General features: G+C 72.0%; 19 protein-coding genes. 8 read left to right on the top strand and 11 right to left on the bottom strand.

The features are described from left to right. The first annotated feature begins 79 nt into the window (after positions 1 to 79). The gene (gene hemB / locus V7E46_RS16620) at positions 80 to 1,063 is read left to right on the top strand and encodes a porphobilinogen synthase (protein ID WP_333769131.1); all 984 of its coding nucleotides are present in this window, start codon (positions 80 to 82) and stop codon (positions 1,061 to 1,063) included. Positions 1,064 to 1,074: 11 nt separating this feature from the next. On the opposite strand, the gene V7E46_RS16615 is transcribed toward hemB, so the two are convergent. Next, entirely contained in the window at positions 1,075 to 2,298 is a 1,224-nt protein-coding gene (locus V7E46_RS16615; RefSeq protein ID WP_333769130.1) for a PP2C family protein-serine/threonine phosphatase, read from the bottom strand. 98 nt (positions 2,299 to 2,396) lie between these two features. After that, on the bottom strand, positions 2,397 to 4,190 hold the full coding sequence (gene argS, locus V7E46_RS16610; RefSeq protein ID WP_333769129.1) for an arginine--tRNA ligase: 1,794 nt from the start codon (positions 4,188 to 4,190) through the stop codon (positions 2,397 to 2,399). A 217-nt stretch (positions 4,191 to 4,407) separates the two neighbouring features. Between argS and lysS the strand changes: the two genes are divergently transcribed. After that, positions 4,408 to 6,132 carry a lysine--tRNA ligase gene (gene lysS, locus V7E46_RS16605; RefSeq protein ID WP_333769128.1) on the top strand — a complete coding sequence of 575 codons (1,725 nt, stop codon included), beginning with the start codon at positions 4,408 to 4,410 and terminating at the stop codon, positions 6,130 to 6,132. Positions 6,133 to 6,212: 80 nt separating this feature from the next. On the opposite strand, the gene V7E46_RS16600 is transcribed toward lysS, so the two are convergent. From V7E46_RS16600 to V7E46_RS16590, 3 genes are all read right to left on the bottom strand, one after another. After that, positions 6,213 to 7,769: a DUF2637 domain-containing protein gene (locus V7E46_RS16600; protein WP_333769127.1), complete on the bottom strand. Its 1,557-nt coding sequence runs from the start codon at positions 7,767 to 7,769 to the stop codon at positions 6,213 to 6,215. A 177-nt stretch (positions 7,770 to 7,946) separates the two neighbouring features. Then, complete coding sequence (locus tag V7E46_RS16595; protein WP_333769126.1) at positions 7,947 to 8,666, bottom strand: DUF3558 domain-containing protein; 720 nt, start codon at positions 8,664 to 8,666, stop codon at positions 7,947 to 7,949. 131 nt (positions 8,667 to 8,797) lie between these two features. Then, complete coding sequence (locus V7E46_RS16590) at positions 8,798 to 9,589, bottom strand: hypothetical protein (protein ID WP_333769125.1); 792 nt, start codon at positions 9,587 to 9,589, stop codon at positions 8,798 to 8,800. A 270-nt stretch (positions 9,590 to 9,859) separates the two neighbouring features. On the opposite strand from V7E46_RS16590, the gene V7E46_RS16585 reads away from it, so the two are divergent. Further along, on the top strand, positions 9,860 to 11,053 hold the full coding sequence (locus tag V7E46_RS16585; RefSeq protein ID WP_333769124.1) for an RtcB family protein: 1,194 nt from the start codon (positions 9,860 to 9,862) through the stop codon (positions 11,051 to 11,053). A gap of 143 nt (positions 11,054 to 11,196) precedes the next feature. Then, complete coding sequence (locus V7E46_RS33910) at positions 11,197 to 12,483, top strand: polysaccharide lyase family 7 protein (protein WP_443054189.1); 1,287 nt, start codon at positions 11,197 to 11,199, stop codon at positions 12,481 to 12,483. A gap of 173 nt (positions 12,484 to 12,656) precedes the next feature. On the opposite strand, the gene V7E46_RS16570 is transcribed toward V7E46_RS33910, so the two are convergent. From V7E46_RS16570 to V7E46_RS16555, 4 genes are all read right to left on the bottom strand, one after another. Then, positions 12,657 to 13,136 carry a phospholipase gene (locus tag V7E46_RS16570; RefSeq protein WP_333769123.1) on the bottom strand — a complete coding sequence of 160 codons (480 nt, stop codon included), beginning with the start codon at positions 13,134 to 13,136 and terminating at the stop codon, positions 12,657 to 12,659. Between the two features lie 210 nt (positions 13,137 to 13,346). Further along, on the bottom strand, positions 13,347 to 14,111 hold the full coding sequence (locus tag V7E46_RS16565) for an SDR family oxidoreductase (protein WP_333769122.1): 765 nt from the start codon (positions 14,109 to 14,111) through the stop codon (positions 13,347 to 13,349). 100 nt (positions 14,112 to 14,211) lie between these two features. Continuing rightward, complete coding sequence (locus V7E46_RS16560) at positions 14,212 to 14,727, bottom strand: hypothetical protein (protein WP_333769121.1); 516 nt, start codon at positions 14,725 to 14,727, stop codon at positions 14,212 to 14,214. 69 nt (positions 14,728 to 14,796) lie between these two features. Beyond that, positions 14,797 to 14,979 carry a hypothetical protein gene (locus tag V7E46_RS16555; RefSeq protein ID WP_333769120.1) on the bottom strand — a complete coding sequence of 61 codons (183 nt, stop codon included), beginning with the start codon at positions 14,977 to 14,979 and terminating at the stop codon, positions 14,797 to 14,799. A 32-nt stretch (positions 14,980 to 15,011) separates the two neighbouring features. Here V7E46_RS16555 and V7E46_RS16550 point away from each other — a divergent pair, with 32 nt between their 5' ends. Together V7E46_RS16550 and V7E46_RS16545 are read left to right on the top strand one after the other, a co-directional pair. Then, positions 15,012 to 15,179: a hypothetical protein gene (locus V7E46_RS16550; protein WP_333769119.1), complete on the top strand. Its 168-nt coding sequence runs from the start codon at positions 15,012 to 15,014 to the stop codon at positions 15,177 to 15,179. A gap of 218 nt (positions 15,180 to 15,397) precedes the next feature. Continuing rightward, positions 15,398 to 15,667: a hypothetical protein gene (locus V7E46_RS16545; protein ID WP_329175818.1), complete on the top strand. Its 270-nt coding sequence runs from the start codon at positions 15,398 to 15,400 to the stop codon at positions 15,665 to 15,667. Here V7E46_RS16545 and V7E46_RS16540 read toward each other — a convergent pair. Further along, the gene (locus tag V7E46_RS16540; RefSeq protein WP_333769118.1) at positions 15,654 to 16,535 is read right to left on the bottom strand and encodes a LysR family transcriptional regulator; all 882 of its coding nucleotides are present in this window, start codon (positions 16,533 to 16,535) and stop codon (positions 15,654 to 15,656) included. The genes V7E46_RS16545 and V7E46_RS16540 overlap by 14 nt on opposite strands. A gap of 49 nt (positions 16,536 to 16,584) precedes the next feature. Beyond that, positions 16,585 to 17,013: a hypothetical protein gene (locus V7E46_RS16535; protein ID WP_073501961.1), complete on the bottom strand. Its 429-nt coding sequence runs from the start codon at positions 17,011 to 17,013 to the stop codon at positions 16,585 to 16,587. 361 nt (positions 17,014 to 17,374) lie between these two features. Between V7E46_RS16535 and hemL the strand changes: the two genes are divergently transcribed. Beyond that, positions 17,375 to 18,682, top strand: coding sequence for a glutamate-1-semialdehyde 2,1-aminomutase (gene hemL, locus V7E46_RS16530; RefSeq protein ID WP_329175815.1), 1,308 nt, complete (start codon positions 17,375 to 17,377; stop codon positions 18,680 to 18,682). Then, on the top strand, positions 18,679 to 19,365 hold the full coding sequence (locus tag V7E46_RS16525) for a histidine phosphatase family protein (RefSeq protein WP_333769117.1): 687 nt from the start codon (positions 18,679 to 18,681) through the stop codon (positions 19,363 to 19,365). The genes hemL and V7E46_RS16525 overlap by 4 nt, the downstream gene beginning before the upstream one ends. The last annotated feature ends 148 nt before the right edge of the window (positions 19,366 to 19,513 follow it).

Below are 19,513 nucleotides of genomic sequence, written 5' to 3'. Positions count from 1 at the left end.
GGCACCCTCGCGTGAGGGGAGCCCCGGGGCCGACTCGGCGTCGGGAAGAGCACGCCTGCCGCGGGCGTACCGTGGAGACATGGTGAGCTACGGCGAATTCCCCGGCGCGCGCCCGCGTCGCCTCCGTACGAGTCCCGCGATGCGCCGCCTGGTCACGGAGACCCGGCTGAATCCGGCAGAGCTGATCCTGCCGGCCTTCGTGCGGGAGGGCATCAGCGAGCCGCAGGCCGTCTCCACGATGCCGGGGGTCGTCCAGCACACCCGTGACTCCCTGCGCAAGGCGGCCGTCGAGGCCGCCTCCGCCGGGGTCGGCGGGATCATGCTGTTCGGGGTGCCCGAGGTCAAGGACGCGATCGGGAGCCAGGGCACGGAGCCGGACGGCATCCTGCAACTGGCGATCAGGGACGTGGTCGAGGAGGTCGGCGACGCGCTGGTCGTCATGTCCGACCTGTGCCTGGACGAGTACACCGACCACGGCCACTGCGGCGTCCTGGACGCCGAGGGCCGGATCGACAACGACGCGACCCTTGAGCGCTACGCGGAAATGGCCCAGGTCCAGGCGGACGCCGGCGTCCATGTGGTCGGCCCGTCCGGGATGATGGACGGCCAGGTCGGCACCATCCGCGACGCCCTGGACGAGATCGGCCGGCAGGACGTGGCGATCCTGGCCTACACGGTGAAGTACGCCTCCGCCTTCTACGGCCCCTTCCGCGAGGCCGTGAACTCCTCGCTCAAGGGCGACCGGAAGACGTATCAGCAGGACCCGGCGAATTTCCGCGAGTCGATGCGGGAGCTGGCGCTCGACCTCGCCGAGGGCGCCGACATGGTGATGGTCAAGCCGGCGCTGCCGTATCTGGACGTGCTGCGCAAGGTCGCCGACACGGTGGACGTGCCGGTGGCGGCGTACCAGATCTCGGGCGAGTACGCGATGGTCGAGGCCGCGGCGGCCAACGGCTGGATCGACCGGGACCGGGCGATCATGGAGACGCTCACCTCGATCCGGCGCGCGGGCGCGAACATGATCCTCACGTACTGGGCCACCGAGGTCGCGCGCCGCCTCTGAGGCGTACGCGGTCAGAGCCGCAGCACGACCAGGGCAGTGTCGTCCGTCGCGCCGGTCGACGGGATCAGCTCGGACAGCAGCGCGTCGGCCATCGTTTCCGGGTCCGACGCCGGGCGGCTCGCGAGGGTCGTCGCCAGCCGGGTGAGGCCGACGTCGATGTCCTCGCCGCGCCGCTCGACCAGCCCGTCGGTGTAGAGGACGAGGGCCGCTCCCGTGTCGAAGCCGACGGTGGCCTGCGGGCGCGGCTGGTGGTGCGGGCGGGCGCCGAGCGGCGGGTCAGTGGCACGGTCGAGGAATTCGACACTGCCGTCGGTGTGCAGCAGCGCCGCCGGCAGGTGCCCCGCGTTGCTGTACGTGATGCTGCGGTCGGCCCAGTCGATGAAGGCATTGACCACGGTGGTGGACTCCGCGCCGTCCACGGACCTGGCGTACAGCCCGAGCGCGTCGAGCGCCTCGGCGGGGCCGCCGGTGACCCGGGCCGCGGCGCTCAGCGCGCTTCTGAGCTGGCCCATCACGCAGGCGGCGGCCAGCCCGTGGCCGACGACGTCACCGACAGCGACCGCGATGCAGTCGCCGGGCAGGTCCACCAGGTCGTACCAGTCACCGCACACGTTCAGCGCGCTGACCGCCGGCTGGTACCGCACCGCGGCCCGGTGGCCGACCGGCCGGGGGGCGGGCAGCAGGGCGGCCTGCAGAGCCAGCGCGACCTCCCGCTCCCGGGCGTGCGCCTTGCGCATCCGCTGGTTGAGCTCCTGCAGCTCGCTGGCACGCATGTACAGCTCGGCCCGCAGCTTGCTGTCGCCGCCGTGCTCCGCGGCCCCGGTCCGCATGAAGTCGGTGACCTCCTCGACCCGGTGCGCGATGAGGACGACCTCGCCCGCCGCGTCGAGGATCGGGGTGTTGATCGTGCTCCAGTACCGCTCGTCGTAGGTGCCTGGCCGGTCGAGCCGTTCGACGTCGTAGCGCTGGAGGGCGAGGGTGTCGCGCTCCTTGGTGGCGAGCACGTTGCGGAGCGAGGCGCCGAGGCTGGTCGGTCCGTTCCCGGCGCGCCCCCTGTGCGGGCTGTCGGGGAAGACCTCGAAGATGTGGTGGCCCAGGAGATCGGCGAGGGAGCGGCCCGACAGGTGCAGATACGCCTCGTTGGCGTCGATGAAGCGCAGGTCCGGGGACAGCAGCGCGATACCGGCGGGCAGCCTGTTGTAGATCGCCCGGTAGTCGATCTCCGGATCCGTCACGTGCCGTCCGCCCGCCTTGGTCCGCCGTTGCCGTACCCACCATCGGACCACAGGTGGCGGCGGCCCGCCCGCCGGGCGCGGGCGGGCGGGCGGCGCCGTCAGAGCCGCTCGGGCGTACGGATGCCGAGCAGCGCCAGGCCCTGGTGCAGGGTGCGGGCGGTCACGTCGCACAGGAACAGCCGGTTCTCCACCTGGGCAGGGCCGCCGTCGGCGGTGAGCACCGGGCACTGCTCGTAGAAGGTGGTGAACAGCGAGGCGAGCTGGAAGAGATACGACGCGAGCCGGTGCGGCTCGTAGACCTCGGCGATCTCGGCAAGGGTGTCGCCGAACGCGTCGAGGTGCAGGCCGAGCGCCCGCTCCGCAGGTTCGAGCGGCAGCTCCGGGTGCGCGACCGCCTGCTGCCCCTCCGCGGCCTTGCGGAAGATGGACCGGGTCCTGGCGTAGGCGTACTGGACGTAGACGCTCGTGTCGCCGTTGAGCGAGACCATCCGGTCGAGGTCGAAGACGTAGTCCCGGCCGAGCGAGGTGGACAGGTCGGCGTACTTCACCGCGCCGATGCCGACCTGGGCGCCGTTGGCGGTGATCTCCTGCTCGGTCAGGCCGATCTTCTCGCCCTTCTCCCGGACCACGGCGGTGGCCCGCTGCACCGCCTCGTCCAGCAGGTCCTCCAGCTTGACGCTCTCGCCCGCCCGGGTCTTGAACGGCTTGCCGTCCTTGCCCAGCAGGGTGCCGAACGGCAGGTGCTTCGCGGTGATCCCGTCGGCCAGCCAGCCGGCCCGCCGCGCGGTCTCGAAGACCATCCGGAAGTGCAGCGACTGCCGCACGTCGACCACGTAGAGCAGGGTGTCGGCGTGCAGGGCGCCGGTCCTGTTGCGGATCGCGGACAGGTCGGTGGCCGCGTAGCCGAAGCCGCCGTCGGTCTTGCGGACGATCAGCGGGACCGGCTCGCCGTCCTTGCCCTTGATGTCGTCGAAGAACACGCACAGCGCGCCGTTGGACCACACCGCGACGCCGGCCTTCTCCAGCAGGTCGCAGGTCTCGACCAGCATGTCGTTGTAACCGGACTCGCCGACGATGTCCTCGTCGCGGATCCTGATGTCCAGCTTCTGGTAGACAGAGTCGAAGTAGAGCTTCGACTCGTCCACGAACCGCTGCCACATCGCGACCGTCTCCGGGTCGCCGGCCTGGAGGTCCACCACCCGCCGCCTGGCCCGGTCCTTGAACTCCTCGTCGGCCTTGAACAGCGCGCTCGACGCCTTGTAGAGCCGGTCGAGCCGGGACATCGAGGCCTCGCCCGCGTCGGCCTCGCCCTCGCTGTGGTCCAGCTCGTGCGGGTGCTCGATCAGATACTGCACGAGCATGCCGAACTGGGTGCCCCAGTCGCCGATGTGGTGCCTGCGGACGACCTGCTCGCCGCCGAATTCCAGGATCTTCACGATCGCGTCGCCGATCACCGACGAGCGCAGGTGGCCGACGTGCATCTCCTTGGCCACATTCGGCTGGGCGTAGTCCACCACCGTGACGCCCGGGTGCTCCTTGAGGGGCACGCCGAGCCGGTCGTCGGCGGCCCGGGCGGCGAGATTGCGGGTGATGGCGGCGTCGGCCACCGTGATGTTGAGGAAACCGGGTCCCGACACCTCGACGGCGGCGATCACGTCGTCGCCGCCGGCTTCCGCGCCGCCCGAGGGCAGCGCGGCGACGACCTCGGCCGCGAGCGCCTGGGGGTTGGTCTTCTGCCGCTTGGCCAGGCCCAGCACCCCGTTGGCCTGGAAGTCCGCCCGGTCGCTGCGTCGCAGCAGCGGGTCGGCGTCGGCGGCCGACGGCACGGCCGCCGCGAGGGCGGCCGAGACACGCTGCTGGAGCGAGGCGGAAAGGGAAGCGACCGAGGCCATGGAGGTGCCGTTTCGTGTGTCGGGATCGTGGATGTCGCATCACGTGACGCGACACCTCAGTCTCCCACGCGAGCCGGGGTCGGCGAGCGAGTTATCCACAGGGGTGGGGGAGGGGCGGAGTTATCCACAGGGTGGCCCGGCGGGGGTTGCGGGTCTGGGAGACTGGAGCGGTCGGGGCGCCTTCAGGAGCGGCCCCGCCGACCAGGAAGGAAGAGCCGTGGCTGGCAGCACCGAGACCGACTGGGTCTCCCGTTTCGCGGACGACGTCATCGCCGAGTCGGAGCGCCGCGCACCCGGGAAACCCGTTGTCGTCGCGTCCGGGCTCAGCCCCTCAGGGCCGATCCACCTGGGCAATCTGCGCGAGGTCATGACCCCGCACCTGGTCGCCGACGAGATCAGGCGGCGCGGCCACGAGGTGCGGCACCTGATCTCCTGGGACGACTACGACCGCTACCGCAAGGTGCCCAACGGCGTCGAGGGCGTGGACGAGTCGTGGGCCGAGCACATCGGCAAGCCGCTGACCTCGGTGCCGGCGCCCGCCGGGTCCCCGTACCCGAGCTGGGCGGAGCACTTCAAGGCCCAGATGTCGGCCTCGCTCGCGGAACTGGGCGTGGAGTACGACGGCATCAGCCAGACCGCGCAGTACACCTCGGGCGCCTACCGCGAGCAGGTCCTGCACGCCATGCGGCACCGCGCCGACATCGACGCGATCCTGGAGCAGTACCGCACGAAGAAGGCCCCGGCCAAGCAGTCCCAGAAGCCGGTGGACGACGCGGAGCTGGCCGCGGAGGAGGGCTCGGGCGCGGCCGAGGAGGACGACGGCAGCGGCAGCGGCGCCGGGTATTTCCCGTACAAGCCGTACTGCGGGCAGTGCGGCAAGGACCTCACCACGGTCACCGCGTACGACGAGGAGACCACCGAGCTGACGTACACCTGTGTGTGCGGGCACCGTGAGACGGTGCTGCTGAGCGAGTTCAACCGCGGCAAGCTGGTCTGGAAGGTCGACTGGCCGATGCGCTGGGCGTACGAAGGCGTCGTCTTCGAGCCGTCCGGGGTCGACCACTCCTCGCCCGGGTCGTCCTTCCAGGTCGGCGGGCAGATCGTCGGACCGATCTTCGGCGGTCAGCAGCCGATCGGGCCGATGTACGCCTTCGTCGGCATCTCCGGGATGGCGAAGATGTCCTCGTCCAAGGGCGGGGTCCCGGTACCGGCCGACGCGCTGCGGATCATGGAGCCGCAGATCCTGCGCTGGCTCTACGCCCGCCGCCGCCCCAACCAGTCCTTCAAGATCGCCTTCGACCAGGAGATCCAGCGGCTCTACGACGAGTGGGACGCGCTCACCCGCAAGGTCGACGAGGGCTCCGCGCTGCCCGGCGACGTCGCCGCGTACGCCCGCGCGGCGGGCACGGCGGCCGGTGAGCTGCCGCGTACTCCCAGGCCGCTGCCGTACCGGACGCTGGCCTCGGTCGCCGACATCACCGCGGGCGCCGAGCAGCAGACGCTGCGGATCCTGTCCGAGCTGGACCCGGACCGGCCGCTGGCCTCGCTGGACGAGGTGCGCCCCAGGCTGGACCGGGCCGAGGCGTGGATCTCCAGCCAGGTCCCGGCCGAGCAGCGGACCGTGGTCAGGGCCGAGCCCGACACGGCCCGGCTCGCCGCGCTGGACGACGGTGAGCGGGGCGCGCTGAAGCTGCTGGCCGACGGGCTGGGCTCGCACTGGTCGCTCGACGGTCTGACGACGCTGGTCTACGCGGTGCCGAAGGTGCAGGCCGGGCTGGCGCCCGACGCCAAGCCGACGCCCGAGCTGAAGGTCGCCCAGCGGTCCTTCTTCGCGCTGCTCTACGAACTGCTGGTCGGCCGCGACACCGGGCCTCGGCTCCCCACCCTGCTCCTCGCGGTGGGCCAGGACCGGGTACGCACCCTGCTGGGCGCCGACGCCTGACGCCGAGCCGGCCGGGGGCGCGGGGTGGTTGGGCCGCCCCGCCTCCCGGGTGGGCGCGTCCCCGGGCGTGGCGCGGGTGGCTACGGGATGTGCTCGGTGTCGGCCTCGGACTGGAAGCGGTAGCGCATGTCGCGGATGGACGCGACCAGGTGGCGTTCCTCGGGGGCGGTGCCGCCGTAGAGACCGGGCAGGTAGCGGGCGAACTGCCGGGCGTTCGGGAAGTGGCCCTGCTCGCGCACGTACTGGCGGTACGCGGCGAAGTAGGCCTCCTCCACCGAGACGCCGTCCGGGATGTCGAGGCCCGACTCGGCTGCGGGTTCCAGGTCGGGGCCGAGTGCGGGCCCGGATTCCGCCTCGGGCTGCGGCTGCGGCTGCGGCTGCGGGGCCGGGGGCTGGGCCTGCTGGACCGGGGCCGGGAATTCCTCGGCGCGCGGGCCGGGGATTGTCGGGGCGAGGTTGCCGTTGGCCCCGTTGACCCCGTAGGCACCGTTTGCGCTTGAGGCGCCGCCCAGCGGGCGGGTGCGGTTCGGGCCGGCCGGGACCCGTATCTGGCCCGCAGGCTCCGGCTCGGGCCCGGGCGCCACGTCCGGCTGCGGCTGGTGGTGCTGCTCCTGGACGTGGGCCTGCTGTCCGGACTGCGCCTGGAGCTGCTGCTGGGCCGCGAACCACGGGCTGTCGTGCGTGGCGCCCTGCCACTGTCCTTGCTGCTGCTGATGCAACTGCTGCTGGTCGTAGGCGTACCGGGGGTCGTAGCGCGGGTCGTACCTCGGGTCGAAGTGCGGGTCGTAGCGCGGATCGTACTGATGCCCGTAGACCTGCTCGGCGTACAGCGGCTCGGGCACGTCCACCGGGTCGACGCCCTGCGGCTCCACGGCCGCCGCCTCGGGTGCCGCTTCCGCGGTCACCACGACGGGCTCCGCCGCCGTCAACTCCTTGACCGGCTCGTGCGGTTCGATGCCGGCCGCCGCGAGCCCGGCCTCCGCGGTCTCGGTCAGCGGCACCCCGTAACGGGCCAGCCGCAGCGGCATGATCGCCTCGATCGGGGCCTTGCGGCGCCAGGCGACGCCGTAGCGGGCCCGCAGCCTGGCGCGGTAGACCAGCCGGTCCTGCTCGCGCCTGATGACCTCCTCGTACGACCGCAGTTCCCACAGCTTCATCCGGCGCCACAGCCGGAAGGTCGGGAAGGGCGCGAGCAGCCAGCGGGTGATGCGGACCGACTCCATGTGCTTGTCGGCGGTGATGTCCGCGACCCGGCCGATCGCGTGCCGCGCGGCCTCCACCGACACCACGAAGAGCACCGGGATGATCGCGTGCATGCCCACACCGAGCGGGTCGGGCCAGGCCGCGGCGCCGTTGAAGGCGATCGTCGCAGCGGTCAGCAGCCACGCCGTCTGCCGCAGCAGCGGGAAGGGGATCCGCAGCCAGGTCAGCAGCAGGTCGAGGGACAGCAGGACGACGATGCCCGCGTCGACGCCGATCGGGAAGACATTCGCGAACCAGCCGAAGCCCTTGTCCAGCGCGAGCGTGCGCACCGCGGCGTAGGAACCGGCGAAACCGATCCCGGCGATCACCACGGCGCCGGCGACGACCACACCGACCAATATCCGGTGTGTTCGGGTCAAATGTATCGCGGCCACCCGCGACCCCTCCTGCCGCTCGGCAACTGGCCGCCCCAGCCTGCCATACGGGAATGGCGGCTCGGAGGCGCGTACGCGGGACAAACGTACGGATTGCCGATGGATTGCGGACGGGCGGGGCAGTGTTCGTTACGTGTTCGCCGCCACGGCCGCCGTTTGCACCGGCGTGGTGTGGCGTCAGCCGTTGGCGCCGGCGACCGACGCGACGACGTCCTTGGCGGCCCGCGCGGCACCGTCGCGCACGGTGGTCGCGGAGGGGTTCTTCTTGCCCTCGAGTCCGGCGCCGTTGTATTCGACGATCACCACGACATTGCCGGTACGCGCCACGAGCGTGTCGTTCTGCGAGGTGACCTTGGCGGCGGTGGCCCGCTCCGTGACCGTGCTGGCCTGGTCGCCGACGCCCGTCACGGCCGAGGTGGCCGCGCCCGGCACCTTGCCGAGCTGGGCGACCTGGTCGGCGAAGCGGTCCTTAGCCTGCTGCTCGGCGGACGCGGTCACGGTGGAGCTGAACCGCTGGAGCGTCACCGAGAGCCAGCGGTACTGGTAGCCGTCGGAGCCGTTGCCGGTCCAGGAGCAGCCGCTGCGGGCGCGGGCGTCGTCGGACGGCGCCGTCGTGCCGCCGGGCGACTTCGCCTTCGGGACCAGCGCGCCGACGGTGGCCTTGCCGACCGTGGCGCAGCCGTCCGGGAGCGTGGCGTACTTCGCCGGGGCGAGCGCCGGGGTCGTCGGCGTGCCGGCCGCCGAGGTCGTGCCGCCGCCGGAGCTGCCGGAGTCCGAGCCGCTGTCGTCGGAGCCGCCGCCGGACGAGCAGCCGGTGAGCAGCGCCGCGGGGACCGCCACCGCGCAGGCGAGCAGCAGGGCCGGCCGGGCCGCTATACGTCGTCGTCGTCGTTCCATGGGTCCCAGTCCTTGTGTGTCTGGCTGCTGCCCGCCTCCCGCTGCCTTCGCGGGCGCCCGGCCGGATGCTTCCGGGCGCGGGCCGGTCGGCCCTCCACCCTAAAGGGTCCCGCGGCGGTGCCGGGCGCCGGTCAGCTCTCGACCCTGCGCTCCAGCTGCTCGGCCACCTTCTGGGCGCCCCCTTGCAGGTCGGCGCTCTGCGGTGGCGCGGCGTCGGCGGGCGAGGACTGGGTGTAGCGGATGTTCACGACGACGTTCGCGGTGCGGAAGACCAGCGTCACATCGCGGCGGGCCACGCCGCCCTTCTTCGTCGCGGGCACGTCGTTGATGAACGCGGCGTTCCCCACATCCGTCAGCCGCCGGGGCGCGAGGTCGGCGCTGTTGCCGGCCGGACCGGTCGGCGCCCCCGTGCCGGACGTACCGGTCGTGCCCGACGTCTGAGTGGTCGGCGGGCTCGTGGTCGTCGTCGAGCCGGGCAGCGGCAGCGGGGGGATCGACGCGGTCGCCGCCTGGTCGTCGAAGTCCGACTTCGCCTCGACCTCGTCGCTCACCGCCGGGTCGTAGGAGACGACCCGCTCCAGGTCTATCGCCAGCGACCGGCTCGAACCGTCCGGCGTCGTCGCCCGCCAGCTGCACCCGACCCGGCGGTCGGTGTCGTACGTCAGCGACTCCGTCCCCGAGTAGTCCAGGCCGCCGGGCACCAGGGCCTTGAGCGTGTCGAGGTCGACGGCGATGCACGGCTGCGGCAGCGTCCTGTACTTGCCCGGCGGGGCCGGGGACACGGTGCCGGCGTTCAGCCGCGCGGATTTGCTGTCGCTGGACGCGTTGTCGGTGCCGCCGCCCGTACAGGCGCCGAGCGCGCCGACCGCGACAGCCAGCGCCAGCGCGCCGAGCGCGGCCGGCGGCCGTCGCGTTGACCGCACTGGGCGGAGCCCTTGCCTCACGTGCCGCCTTTCGATCGGAATGCGCCCGGAATCCGACGGATTCGACCGGACGGCGTACGCCGGGTGGACCCGCTGCGGTAAATCCTTGGCGCGCTTGAGCGAACCCTGGACACAATGTCTACCGCACGCCTTACCGAAACCGCCCGCTGGGGTGGGTTTATCGGGTGACGCGTTGGTCTTTTCGACGAATCCGGCGATTGTGCTGTTTCGTCTTATTCATCCCTAATGGTCGACGTCCGGGGGACAGCCATGTCGTACACAGAGGTGCCCGGCGCCCGGGTCCCGATCCGCATGTGGGCAGATCCGTCCACCGTCGAGGGCGTCGCGATGGAGCAGCTGCGCAACGTCACCACGCTGCCCTGGATCAAGGGCCTCGCAGTGATGCCCGACGTCCACTACGGCAAGGGCGCCACGGTCGGCTCCGTCATCGCCATGCAGGGCGCCGTCTGCCCGGCCGCGGTCGGCGTCGACATCGGCTGCGGGATGAGCGCGGTGAAGACCTCACTGACCGCCGACGACCTGCCGGGCGACCTGTCCCGCCTGCGGACCAGGATCGAGCAGTCCATCCCGGTCGGCCGCGGGCTCCACCGCGACGCGCTCGACCCTGGCGGCTTCCACGGCCTGGCGACCGCGGGCTGGGACGACTTGTGGACCCGTTTCGACGCGGTGGCCGCCGCGGTGCGATTCCGCCGCGAGCGGGCCACCCAGCAACTGGGCACGCTCGGGTCGGGGAACCACTACATCGAGCTGTGCCTCGACGTGGACGGCGCGGTGTGGCTGACCCTGCACTCCGGCTCGCGCAACATCGGCAAGGAGCTGGCCGACTTCCACATCGGCGAGGCCCAGCGGCTGCCGCACAACCAGGGCCTGGTCGACCGCGACCTGGCGGTCTTCGTGTCCGACACTCCGCAGATGGCGGCCTACCGGCACGACCTGTACTGGGCGCAGGAGTACGCGAAGTGGAACCGCACGCTGATGATGGCCTTGTTCAAGGGCGTCGTCCGCCGTGAACTGAAGAAGGCGGCGCCGACCTTCGAGCCGGAGATCTCCTGCCACCACAACTACGTCTCGGAGGAGCGCTACGACGGCATGGACCTGCTGGTCACCCGTAAGGGCGCGATCCGTGCCGGCAGCGGTGACCTCGGCATCATCCCCGGGTCCATGGGCACGGCGACGTACATTGTCCGCGGGCTGGGCAATACCGCGGCCTTCAACTCGGCCTCGCACGGCGCCGGCCGGAAGATGAGCCGCAACGCGGCGAAGAAGCGCTTCTCCACCCGCGACCTGGAGGACCAGACCCGCGGCGTCGAGTGCCGCAAGGACTCCGGCGTCGTGGACGAGATCCCGGGCGCGTACAAGTCCATCGACAAGGTGATGAGCCAGCAGCGCGACCTGGTCGAGGTGGTGGCCAAGCTCAAGCAGGTCGTCTGCGTCAAAGGCTGAGACGTCCGCCCGGTCGTCCGCCCGGTCGTCCGTCCGAGGGGACCGGGCGGACGACCGAGGCGTTGACGGGGTGGCGGGGGCGTGTTATTCAACGGGGGCGCACCCTTTGGACTAGACCATCCTCTAGGCTTAAGGACCCCCACATGAATTGCCGTTCAAAAGTGCTCGCGGTGGTCAGTGCCGCGGGTGTCGTCGGCGCGCTCGGGGTGCTGGGTTCGCCCAGCGCGTCGGCTGCGAGCGCCGGGCCGATCACCGGGCTCGGCGGGAAGTGCGTGGACGTGGCCTCCGCGTCGAGCGCCAACGGAACGCATGTACAGCTGTACGACTGCAACGGGACGTCGGCGCAGAGCTGGACCGTCGGGAATTCCGACAACACCGTGCGGTCGCTGGGCAAGTGCATGGACGTGACGGCCGGCTCGACGGCCAGCGGCGCCAAGGTGCAGCTGTACGACTGCAACGGCAGCGCCGCCCAGCAGTGGACCGTCAGCAACGGTGAGCTGGTGAACACCGGCTCGGGCAAGTGTCTGGACGTGACGGACAAGTCGACGGCCAACGGCAACCAGTTGCAGATCTGGACCTGTACCGGCGCGTCCAACCAGCTGTGGACGCTGCCCGGCGGCTCGACCCCGCCCTCCGGCGGGCTCAACACCGCGGTGGCGCCCGGCGGGAACTTCAACCTGTCGGTATGGGAGCTTCAGGAGCCGGTGGGTTCGCCGGGCTCTCCCACCACCATCTCGTCGTCGCGGCTCCAGGGCGCGGGCGGCTACCAGGACTCGTACTTCTACACCGACGGGTCCGACGGCGCCATGACCTTCTGGGCGCCGGAGAAGGGCGTCACGACGCCGAACTCCAACTACGCGCGCTCCGAGCTGCGCGAGATGAACACGAACGGCAGCGCCGCCGACTGGTCGCTGGCCGGCACCCACCGGCTGGACGCGACACTGCGGGTGGTCTCCGTGACGTCGAACGTGTGCGTCGGGCAGATCCACCTCGGCTCGGGCGGCAGTTCGACCAAGCCGCTGATCGAGCTGTACTACCACTCCAACGGCGACATCGTCGCGGGCGTGGAGAATTCGCCGGACGGCGGCCAGACCACGCACACCGTCGGCNCCAAGCCGCTGATCGAGCTGTACTACCACTCCAACGGCGACATCGTCGCGGGCGTGGAGAATTCGCCGGACGGCGGCCAGACCACGCACACCGTCGGCCATGTCGCGGTCGGCACCAAGTGGAGCTACACGATCGGCGTGTCGGGAGGCAACACCATCGACCTGACCGTCAACGGCAGCACGACGCACTACGCCATCCCGTCGTCCTTCAACGCCTACAAGCAGTACTTCAAGGCCGGCTCCTACAACCAGTCCTCCTCGGACAGCACCACCAACGGCGCCCGCGTCGCCTTCTACGCGCTCACCGTCGCCCACGGCTGACCGCGGCGGACCGGGGGGGGGGGGGGGGGGGGGGCGGGGGGGCGCCCCCCCCCCGGGGGCGGGGGGGGGGGGNCCCCCCCCCCCCCCCCCCCCCCCCCCCCCCCCCCCCCCCCCCCCCGCGCCCCCCCGCCCCCCCCCCCCCCCCCCCCCCCCCCCCCCCCCCCCCGGGCGGATCAGGCGGCGTTCCTCGCCGGTGCGGCCGAGCCGAAGATGTCCACCGCGTGGTAGTACGTCCACGCGGTCGAGTCGCACGCGGTCTTGGTGACGCCCGAGTAGCCGGCGCAGACCCGCTGGAGGTCGGCGTAGAGCATGTTGTCCAGCCGGGCCTTGTTGGCGCTGAAGGTGCCGGCGTTCTTGTAGTTGCGGTAGCCGAAGTCGTGGCGGGCGCAGGCGGTCTTGAAGGGGAAGCCGAGCGGGTTGTCGGGAGAGTCGGAGCAGTAGTCGGTCGACCAGTCGAAGCCGTATGCCGACCAGGCGGCCTGGTTGTTGCGGGCGGCCAGCCAGGTGTTGTAGCTGCTGGCGCTGGTCTGGGTCCAGCTGCTGAGCACCTGCGCCTTGTCTGCGGGTGCGGCGCCGGCCGGCGCGGCGGCGGCGAGGACGGCGGGCAGGGAGAGGACCGCGGCGGCGAGGGGGAGTGCCAGGCGGATGCGCATGAACGAACCTCCGGACGTGAGGGGACCCCGGGCCGCGGGGCGGCACGGGGTGGTCCACAGGGGTGAGCGGTACGGATGTCGTGCGGATACGGCTGTACGGGTCTACGCGCGAAGACCGACGCGGATATCGTTCCCGACTTCGGCACACCGCTAACCCCCGCAGCAACGGAAGTTGACGGTGTGCCGGGAGTTCACCCGGGGGTGTGGCGACTACTGCATGCGGTGCACTTTGTAGTTGGACGCCTGGGCGCGCGGGCGCAGTACCAGCAGGTCGACGTTGACATGGGCCGGGCGGGTGACGGCCCACGCCACGGTGTCGGCGACGTCGTCCGCGGTCAGCGGCTCGGCTACCCCGGCATACACTGCCGCGGCCCGGCTCTCGTCGCCGCGGAAGCGGGTGAGCGCGAATTCGTCGGTCTTGACCATGCCGGGGGCGATCTCGATGACCCGCACCGGGTGGCCGTTCAGTTCGAGGCGCAGGGTCTCGGCGATGACGTGCGCCCCGTGCTTGGCGGCCACGTAACCGCCGCCGCCCTCGTACGTCGCCAGGCCCGCGGTCGAGGACAGGACGACGATCGTGCCGTCGCCGGACGAGCTGAGCGCGGGCAGCAGGGCCTGCGTGACATTGAGCACGCCGAGCACATTGACCTCGAACATCGCCCGCCAGTCCGCAGGGTCGGCGGTGGCGACCGGTTCTGTGCCCAGCGCCCCGCCCGCGACGTTCACCAGCACGTGAAGTGGCGGGTACGCGTCCAGGCCGGCGGCGAAGGCGTCCACGGCGGCCCTGTCGGTCACGTCGAGGGCGTGCACGGCCACGCTGCGGCCGTCGGCGGTCAGTTCCGCGGCGAGGGCGTCGAGGCGTTCCGCACGGCGGGCGGCCAGCACGACGTGGAAATCGGCCTCGGCGAGCCTGCGGGCGGTGGCGGCGCCGATTCCGCTGCTCGCGCCGGTGACCACTGCGGTACGGGTGCTCATGTCGTGCTGCCTCTCGGGCTCTTGGACGGTGGGCTGCATTCCCGCGCAGCATATGCGGCGGCCTCCGCGGTGCGTCCGCCCGTCCGCCCGTCGGTGCGGCTCAGCCCGCAGCCAGCGCCCGCAGCATCACCCGCTGGTCGAACGCCAGCAGCGCGACCGTGGCCGCGCACATGGCGACGGCGACCGCGACGTGTGCCGGGGGCGACGTGAACTGCATCCCGGCCGCGCCGAGCGCGATGTGCACGCCGGCCCGCAGCGCGATCAGGCCCACCGCGATCTTGCGGGTGCGCCTGCCCTTGAGGATCGCCTTGGCCATCTTGAGCCGGCCGCGCAGCACGGTCCTGGCCAGCGCGATGTTCGCCACGACGCATGCGGCGACGAAGGTCCACGCGTGCGGCGAGGACTTGACGATGTCGTAGGACGCGCCCAGCATGCCTTCGAAGGCGAAGAACCACACCGGGACGGGCCGGAAGCCGGACGCGCCGCCGTCGCCATGCGTGCCGCTGTCCGCGCCGTCGCCATGCGTGCCGCCGTCGGCGCCGTCGCTCTGTGTGCCGCCGTCACCATGTGCGGCGGTCGTGCTCTCGCGGGTGCGTATCGCGTCGGTGATTGCCATGGCATGAGCATCGCCGCCGGCCGGGGGCCGGCGGCAGAGCCGTCCATCCGTACTCGCCCATGACAGATGTCACTGGTGCGCGGTGACGGCCCTCCGCGCGGCGAGCGCGGTGTGCTGGAGCAGCAGCGCGGTGGTGACCGGGACGACGCCGCCGTGCACGGGGGACAGGGCGGCGGCGGTGCCGCTCACCGACTCCGCGTCCACGTCGCCGGTCAGGCCGCCGCCGTCGGTCGGAATGGTGCCGACGTCCACGACGACCGCGCCCGGCGGCGAGATGGGCGGCGGTGATCAGCCCGGCCCGCCGCGGCCACGCGATGGCGGCGGCCTGGGCCGTGTACTTCCCGCCCGTGGTGTACCGAGCCACCATGCCCAGCAGAGCCGCGCCCTGGGCCGCGTGCCGTGCCGCCCGCCACGGCGCCGCCCACGGCGACCACGCCGCCGCCCGCCACTGAGACGCCGACACCGCCGCCCCCGGCCGCGGCCGGGGGCGAGGCCCCGCCGCATCAGGTGTGCGTGCTGATGATCTGCGTGCGACCCGCGCCCCCGGTCCGGTTGCGGAAGCCGGGCTGGGAGCGGCCCGGTGCCCTAACCGCGGGGCGTCAGCGACACGCCGGGACTGAAGCGGCCCGCTTTTCGCACATGCGTTCGAACGTATGCGAGAATCGCCGGCATGCACCACCACACGTTCCCCGCGGACCTCGTCCAGGCGCAGCGCGACTGGTACGCCACGTATCGCCAACTCGCCGACGCCGCCGGCACCCAGACCACGGTGCTGCGCCGCCGCCTGGTGCGGCTTTCGGTCCAGGTCACCGCACATCCGTACTGGGCGACCGTGCCCAACAGCGCGCCCGCGGCCCGTATGCAGCTCAAGGCGCTCGCCTGGCAGGAGGAGCCCGCCGCCATGGCCGCGGGCGAGGAGGCGGAGGCTACGGCCGGGTGAAGGCCCGGCGGCAGTGCGCCACCAGCTCGCGTACGGCCGGGGCGTGCGCGCCGCGCCACACCAGCGCGAGCAGCGCCGGGATGTCGATGTCCGCGATCACGCGGGCGGCGAGGCGGTCGGTGTAGCGGGCGGCCATCGACTCGCTCAGCACGCCGACCCCCAGGCCGCGCGCGGCGAGGTCGGCGATGGCGTCGGGGGCGCTGGCCTGGAGCCCGATCGCCGGGTCGAGCCGCTGCGCCGCGCACGCCTGGTCCAGGACGCCGCGCAGACCGGTTCCGCGCGGCATGCAGACCAGCGGATAGCCGGCGACCTCCCGCAGGGTCACCGGGTCCCGCCCGGTCAGCGGATGCCCGTGCGGGACGACGGCGACCAGCCGCTCGCTGATGACGGTGAAGGAGTCGAGCACGTCGGGCGGCTCGCCTGCGCTGCCGATCAGCGCCAGGTCGACGCCGCCGTCCCGTACCCCCTCGGCCAGCTGCTCGGAGGTGTCCTCGACCAGCGCGACGTCCACCCCGGGGTGGGCCAGGTGGAAGCGGGCCAGGGCGTCGAAGAGCGGGGTGACCGTGCAGCCGATGACCATCCCGACCGTCAGCCGCCCGCGGATGACGTCGGTCACCTCGCCGACCGCCTGCCCCACCGCCTCGGCGGCGGCCAGCGCGGCCCTGGCGTGCTCCAGGGCGGCCTTGCCCGCCACCGTCAGCCGCGCCGCCCGGCCCGAACGGTCGAACAGCTCGGCCCCCAACTCCCGTTCGAGCTGGCGGATCTGCGCGCTGACCCCGGACTGGCTGATGTGCACCCGCTCGGCGGCCCGGGTGAAATTGCGCTCCTCGGCGACCGCGACGAAGTATTCGAGCTGCCTCAGGTCCATGACCGCCGATGCTAACCAGCGGCGGCCCGGCGGCGGCGGACGACGGCCGTCAGGGCCAGACCAGGCAGTAGAGCTGGTGCCCCGACTCCTGGCATCGGCGGGCGAAGTCCTGCCATTCGTGCAGCATGCGGTAGATGACGAACGCGTCGCGCGGGCCGCGGCGGTCGGGGACCGTGGACCAGATGAAGGCGGCGGCGCCGAGGGACTCCTCGTTCGCGTTGCGCAGCGGCTCCACCACGGAGGCCGGGAGGCGGACGACGGCGTAGTCCGGGTGCAGGACCACGAGTTCGAGCGGCGGGACCTTGGCCGGGGGTATGCCCTCGATGCCGGTGAGGACCATCGCGGCCATCGTCTCCGGCTTGACCTTGGTGTACAGGCCCTGGCCGAGTTCGTCGCCGCCGAGTTCCTCCGGGCGCATGGAGATCGGGACGCGGGCCGCGGTGGCACCGTCGGGTGCACCGAAGTACTTGTAGGTCACCCCCACTCGGCCACCCCTGCTCCTGCCCTCTGCGGTCGATCGGCGTTCGTCGGTACCGCGTTGATCGCGGTGTTCTGGGTGTTGCTGTTGCTCGTGGTGTTCTTGGTCGCGTGGTTCGGGACTGCTCGGCTCCGCGGTGTGTCGATGCTGCGAATTCCGCGGGATACGACGGCGCTTGCCCGTAGGACGGGCGTCGTCGGGATCGGGTACGTGCTCTCCCGGTCCCTCGCCCGGACCGTCACCCCGCTGCTGCATTCCACTACCCGACCATCTGCCGCCCCAACCATGCAACCCGATCATCGTGTCAGATGCACGGTTGAGACGTTGTGGCGCAACGCCCGGGGTTTGAGAGCATGTATCCGTGAGCTATCCGTACGAAGCACCAGTGTCCCAGGAACTCTTCGACCGAGCGGCGGCCGTGACGCCAGGAGGCGTGAACTCTCCGGTGCGGGCTTTCCGTGCCGTGGGTGGTACGCCCCGTTTCATGGTGTCCGGTACCGGTCCGTACCTGACCGATGCCGACGGTCGGGAGTACGTGGACCTGGTCTGCTCGTGGGGGCCGATGATCCTCGGCCACGCGCACCCCGAGGTGATCGCGGCCGTACAGGCTGCGGTGACACATGGTACGTCCTTCGGCACGCCCAGTGAAGGCGAGGTCGCGCTGGCCGAGGAAATGGTGGCCAGGGTCGAACCGCTGGACCAGGTGCGGCTGGTGTCGTCGGGCACCGAGGCGACGATGTCGGCGATCCGGCTGGCCCGCGGCTTCACCGGGCGGGCCAAGGTGGTCAAGTTCGCGGGGTGCTACCACGGCCATGTGGACGCGCTGCTGGCTGCCGCCGGTTCCGGGCTCGCCACCTTCGGGCTGCCCGACACCCCCGGGGTGACCGGCGCGCAGACCGGCGACACGATCGTGCTGCCGTACAACGACCTGGACGCGGTACGGGCCGCGTTCGCCGCGCACCCCGGGCAGATCGCCTGCGTCATCACCGAGGCGTCGCCCGGCAACATGGGCGTCGTCCCGCCCCGTGACGGCTTCAACGCCGGGCTCAAGGAGCTGTGCGCGGCAGACGGGGCGCTCTTCGTCTCCGACGAGGTCATGACCGGCTTCCGGGTCAGCAAGGCCGGCTGGTACGGGCTCGACGGCGTACGCCCCGACCTGATGACCTTCGGCAAGGTCATGGGCGGCGGCTTCCCCGCGGCGGCCTTCGGCGGGCGCGCCGACGTCATGGCGCAGCTCGCCCCGGTCGGCCCGGTCTACCAGGCCGGCACCCTGTCGGGTAACCCGGTGGCGACCGCGGCCGGCCTGGCGCAGCTGCGGCTGCTGGACGACGCGGCCTATGCGGCGGTGGACGCGGTCTCGGCCGAGATCCAGGCGCTGCTGACGGCGGCGCTCAGCAAGGAGGGGGTCGCGCACCGGCTCCAGCGGGCGGGCAGTATGTTCTCCGTCTTCTTCACGGACGAGGAGGTCCGTGACTTCGAGGCGGCCAAGCGGCAGGAGGCGTACCGCTTCACCCCGTTCTTCCACTCGATGCTGGCGCAGGGCGTGTACGTGCCCCCGTCGGCCTTCGAGTCCTGGTTCGTGTCGACCGCACACGACGAGCGGGCCGTGGAGCGTATCGCCGCCGCGCTGCCCGCCGCCGCACGTGCCGCAGCGGAGGCCCACGCATGAGTTCCGGCAGTTCCGGCAGCGATGAATTGACCGTGGTGCACGTCGTGCGGCACGGCGAGGTCCACAATCCCGACGGGATCCTCTACGGCAGGGCGCCCGGCTACCACCTGTCCGAGCTGGGCCGGAAGATGGCCGACCGGGTCGCCGAGCACCTCGCGCAGCGCGACATCGCGTACGTCGTCGCGTCGCCGCTCGAACGCGCCCAGGAGACGGCGACACCTATTGCCGAGGCGCACGGCCTCGACCTCGCGAAGGACGAGCGGCTCATCGAGGCGGCCAACGTCTTCGCCGGCAAGACCTTCGGGGTCGGCGACGGGGCGCTGCGCAAGCCGGCTAACTGGAAGTACCTGACCAATCCCTTCCGCCCGAGCTGGGGCGAGCCGTACATCGACCAGGTCGTGCGGATGTCGGCGGCGCTGGGGGCCGCGCGGGACGCGGCCAGGGGGCACGAGGCGGTGTGCGTCAGCCACCAGCTGCCGATCTGGGTGATCCGCTCCTACGCGGAGCGGCGGCGGCTCTGGCACGATCCGCGGCGGCGGCAGTGCACGCTGGCCAGCGTGACGAGCTTCACGTATCGGGGCGATGCGATTGTCTCCGTCGGTTACGCGGAGCCGGCGATCGATCTTGTGCCGGCGCACCTTCGTGGGGGTGTGCCCAAGCCCATTGGCTCCGCCGGTAAGTAGTCCAGGGCCTTAGCCCCGTACCCCCGGGCGCGGGGTCTCCGTCCTCCTCTGCGGCAGGGGGCGCCCTTCGGCTGGCGCGGGCCTGGGGCTGTCGCTGCGTCCGGGGTGCGCCTTTCCCGGGGGTGGGGGTGTGCGGTCCCCCTTCGGC

The organism is Streptomyces sp. IBSBF 2435, assembly GCF_036815005.1.
GTDB lineage: Bacteria > Actinomycetota > Actinomycetes > Streptomycetales > Streptomycetaceae > Actinacidiphila.
Note: the sequence above shows the minus strand (reverse complement) of the source record. Positions and strands in the feature narration are given on the sequence as shown.

What these genes read in the sequence shown, in the direction of transcription:
- hemB (WP_333769131.1), top strand. Translation starts at nt 80, where the DNA reads ATGGTGAGCTACGGCGAATTCCCCGGCGCGCGCCCGCGTCGCCTCCGT.
- argS (WP_333769129.1), bottom strand. Translation starts at nt 4,190, where the DNA reads ATGGCCTCGGTCGCTTCCCTTTCCGCCTCGCTCCAGCAGCGTGTCTCG.
- V7E46_RS16595 (WP_333769126.1), bottom strand. Translation starts at nt 8,666, where the DNA reads ATGGAACGACGACGACGACGTATAGCGGCCCGGCCGGCCCTGCTGCTC.
- V7E46_RS16585 (WP_333769124.1), top strand. Translation starts at nt 9,860, where the DNA reads ATGTCGTACACAGAGGTGCCCGGCGCCCGGGTCCCGATCCGCATGTGG.
- V7E46_RS16570 (WP_333769123.1), bottom strand. Translation starts at nt 13,136, where the DNA reads ATGCGCATCCGCCTGGCACTCCCCCTCGCCGCCGCGGTCCTCTCCCTG.
- V7E46_RS16565 (WP_333769122.1), bottom strand. Translation starts at nt 14,111, where the DNA reads ATGAGCACCCGTACCGCAGTGGTCACCGGCGCGAGCAGCGGAATCGGC.
- V7E46_RS16560 (WP_333769121.1), bottom strand. Translation starts at nt 14,727, where the DNA reads ATGGCAATCACCGACGCGATACGCACCCGCGAGAGCACGACCGCCGCA.
- V7E46_RS16545 (WP_329175818.1), top strand. Translation starts at nt 15,398, where the DNA reads ATGCACCACCACACGTTCCCCGCGGACCTCGTCCAGGCGCAGCGCGAC.
- V7E46_RS16540 (WP_333769118.1), bottom strand. Translation starts at nt 16,535, where the DNA reads ATGGACCTGAGGCAGCTCGAATACTTCGTCGCGGTCGCCGAGGAGCGC.
- V7E46_RS16525 (WP_333769117.1), top strand. Translation starts at nt 18,679, where the DNA reads ATGAGTTCCGGCAGTTCCGGCAGCGATGAATTGACCGTGGTGCACGTC.